This is a genomic window from Candidatus Eisenbacteria bacterium, from assembly GCA_016867495.1.
Taxonomy (GTDB): Bacteria; Eisenbacteria; RBG-16-71-46; order CAIMUX01; family VGJL01; genus VGJL01.
Window position 1 is genome coordinate 1 of the sequence record VGJL01000219.1, and the last position, 4035, is coordinate 4035.

Annotated in this window: 1 protein-coding gene; it reads left to right on the top strand. The window is 65.8% G+C overall.

The genetic code is table 11. The features are described 5' to 3' along the window. Window positions 1-19 precede the first annotated feature (19 nt). On the top strand, window positions 20-4035 hold a 4016-nt coding region (locus FJY88_12470; GenBank protein ID MBM3288150.1), incomplete at its 3' end, for a hypothetical protein.

The following is a 4035-nucleotide window of genomic DNA, read 5'->3' on the forward strand; positions in this document are numbered from 1 at the left end:
GGTTGCGGGGAAGCTCCGCGTGGCGCGGCGGATCCGGGTTTCGGTGGAGTTCGAGGACTCGGGCAGCGCCAACGAGAAGGTCTCATCCGGTCGTCCGATTCCCCCTTCCTTCGACAGCATCTATCGCAAGCTGATCGTCAACTATCCGCTCCTGAGCGGCGGTATCGAGATCGAGCCCGGCGCCTGGGTTTTGATCTGTCCGAACGACACGCAGGTGACGACGCGCCTGCAGCCTCTGGTGGACTGGCGCAAGCGGATGGGGTATCCGGTGACGGTCGCCACGACGGCGCAGACGGGGACGACGAACACGGCGATCAAGAGCTGGATCCAGAACGCCTACGACACGTGGGAGATTCCCCCCGAGCACATCGTCCTGGCGGGGGACGTCACCGGGACCTACGTGATCCCGACCTGGTACGAGACGCTCTCCGGCTACGGCGGCGAGGGGGATCATCCTTACACGCAGCTCGACGGGGCCGACATCCTTCCCGAGGTCCACATCGGGCGCCTCTCCTTCCAGACGCTGACGGAGCTCGATGTGATCGTCAACAAGATCACCGGATACGAGAGCAACCCGCTCGTCTCCGACCCGAACTGGTTCAGGGGCGCATGCCTCGCCGGAGACGTGGCCGCATCGGGCATCAGCGTCTGGCAGATCCAGCAGTGGATCAAGGTTCGGCTCCGCCAGCTCGGGTACACGCCGATCGACACCGTCTACTCGGGCGACTTCGTGTCTGTCATGCGAAACGCCATGAACCGGGGAATCGGCATCTTGAGCTACAGGGGCACGATCGGGATGAGCGGCTGGTCGAACAGCAACACCTACCAGCTCACGAACGGGATGAAGCTCCCCTTCGTCGTCACGATCACCTGCGGGACAGGATCCTTCACCGACAACTCCTGTCTGACCGAGGGCTTCCTGCGGGCGAACGCGAGCGGCTCTCCGAAGGGGGCGGTCGCCGCGATCGGGACCGCCACGACCGGCACGCACACGCGCTACAACAACTGCATCCACGGCGGCATCTTCCAGGGGCTCCTCTACGAGGATCTCTACAACCTCGGGGCGGCGCTCACGCGCGGGAAGCTGGAGCTGTTCCTGAACTACCAGGCGCACGAGCCGAACCAGGTCACGATCTGGTGCCACTGGAACAACCTGATGGGCGATCCGGCGGTCGATTGCTGGACGGGCACGCCGCAGACGCTGACTGTGACCCACCCCGCAAGCCTCCCGATCGGCGCCAACTCGGTCACCGTGACCGTCCGGAGATCCGGAATCCCGGAAGCCGACGTGAAGGTCTGCCTGCTGAAGGAGGACTTCACCGGCACCGAGACGCAGGTCTATGGCTGGACGGACTCGAACGGCGAGGTCGAGCTTCCAGTCACGGCGACGAGGACGGGGACCATGCTCGTCACGGCGACCAAGCACGATCGCAAGCCCTATCTCTCAGCGATCACGGTGGCCGCCGCGGCCAGGTTCGCCGCGTACGAGGCCTCAGCCATCGATGACGATGCGAGCGGAGGGAGCATCGGAAACGGGGACGGGCTCGTGAATCCGGGCGAGCGGATCGAGCTCAGGGTGCAGCTGAGGAACCGAGGGAGCCAGAACCTCGCCGCCGTGACCGCCGGTCTCGGCTCCGCGGATCCCTACGTCACGATCCTCGACGGCCAGGAGACATTCGGCGATATCGCCGCGGGAGCGACCGCATGGTGCATGGAGGACTTCGACGTGGAGATCGACCCCGGTTGCCCCGACGGACACCAGATCCGATTCGGCCTCGAGGTCTCGTCGGGGCCCGACCTGTGGCACTCCCTGATCGATCTGCCCGTCGTCGCGGCCGAGCTCACAGGCGTCTCCGCGACAATCAACGATCTGGGCGGCAACGGGATCCTCGATCCGGGCGAGACGGCGACAATGGTCGTCACGCTCCGAAACGACGGCCACGCGACGGCGTCGAATGTCCTCGGCCGCCTGGCCGCGCTGAGCCCCTACCTGGTCGTGGTCGACGGGAGCGGCTCGTTCGGAACGCTCGCTGTCGGCCAGGAGGGAAACAACTCCTCGAACCTGTTCAGCGTTTCGGCGGCGGCGGAGACCTTCCCCGGGCATCTGGCGACTTTCGCGGTGGAAGCTGAGTTCTCGGGAGGAGTCCGCGACACCGCTCTGGTCACTGTCCCCGTGGGACAGCGATCGAGCGACGACCCTGCCGGGCCCGACGCATACGGATACTATGCCTTCGACAACACCGACACCGCCTACCCGGATGCTCCGGCCTACGCGTGGGTCGAGGTCGATCCCGAGTTTGGCGGGTTCGGGTGGGAGGTCGCGCTGACCGACTACGGCCCCAACCTGGATGACACCGAGAGGGTCGATCTCCCCTTCCCCTTCACCTACTACGGCCAGACCTACAACCGGATCTCGGTCTGCTCGAATGGCTGGATTGTGATGGGCTGGAGCAATCTGTCGGATCACAGGAACTGGACGATCCCCGGCGCCGTCGGCCCCCAGGGAATCATCGCCGCCTTCTGGGATGACATCCACCTGATCGACGGAGGCCAGGTCTTCACCTGGCACGATACCGCCAATCATCGGTTCGTCATCGAGTGGAGCCGCGTCCTGAACGACATGGGGGGACCGCAGACCTTCGAGATCATCCTCTACGATCCGGCCTACCATGAGACGATGACCGGCGACGGGCCGATCGTCTTCCAGTACATGACCGTCACGAACAACGACTACGCGGACAACTACGCCACGACGGGGATCGAAAGTCCTGACGGGACGACGGGCGTCCTCTACACCTTCTACAGCGACTACGCTCCCGGCGCGGCGACGCTCGCGACGGGACGGGCGATCCGCTTCGTTCCGGTTCTCCCGATCCCCCTCGGGAGCGTCTCGGGTTACGTTGGGAACGGCTCGGCGGGAGGGACTCCGATCACGGGGGCGCAGGTGCGAGTCCAGCAGACGGGCCGCACGTTCCTGACGACGGAGGGAGGCCAGTATGGCGGCTCCCACCCAGCGGGGACCTACACGCTCATCGCGAGCCATGCCGGCTTCGAGCCCGACACGGCTCTGGGGGTGGTGATCGCCGTGTCACAGCCCACGCTCCAGGACTTCGAGCTGATCGACAACCTGGGGCCCTTCATCACGACCACGCTTCATGCCTCGACGACCGACACGCTGGGCCCCTACACGATCCCGGTCACGATCACAGACGCCTCCGGAGTCGCGAGCCAGACGCTCCGCTACCGGGGCGCGAGCGGGGCGTACGCGGAGGCGCCCCTGGTCTCGCAGGGGGGCGACAGCTACCTCGCCGAGATTCCGGGGCAGTCGTACCTCACGCGCGTCGAGTACTACGTCGTGGCAAGGGATGTCGCTGAACGCGAGTCGCTCGATCCGCCGGGCGCGCCGGCCTTCTTCCACTCCTTCTTCGTGGCGCCCGAGACCAACCTCTTCGCGGATGAGATGGAGATCGACCAGGGGTGGACCGTGGGAGCGCCCGACGACGACGCGACGACGGGGATCTGGGAGCGGGTCGACCCTGTCGGCACCTACGTCGGGTCCGACCCGGTCCAACCCGAGGACGATCACACTCCCGACCCGGGGACCTTCTGCTTCGTCACGGGCCAGGCATCCGCGGCCGACCCGGGGCTGAACGATGTCGATGGGGGCAAGACGACCCTCACTTCCCCCCTTCTGAACCTTTCCTCCTACGGCACAGTCCGCCTCGAGTACTACAGGTGGTACACGAACGACATGGGGAACAATCCGGGACAGGACTCCTGGGTCGTTCAGGTCTCGGAAGACGACGGGCAGAGCTGGGTCGACCTCGAGAACACCACCGCCTCGGCTCGGAGTTGGACGCGCATGGAGTTCGATCTCGGCGACTACATCTCTCTCACACCCACCGCGCGGTTGCGCTTCGTCGCTTCCGACTATCCCGGAGGATCGCTCGTGGAGGCTGGCGTGGACGACGTGCGGCTGCTGTTGACGGGCGTGGTCGGCGCTCCCGAGACGAATGCCGGGCCTTCGGTCTTCTC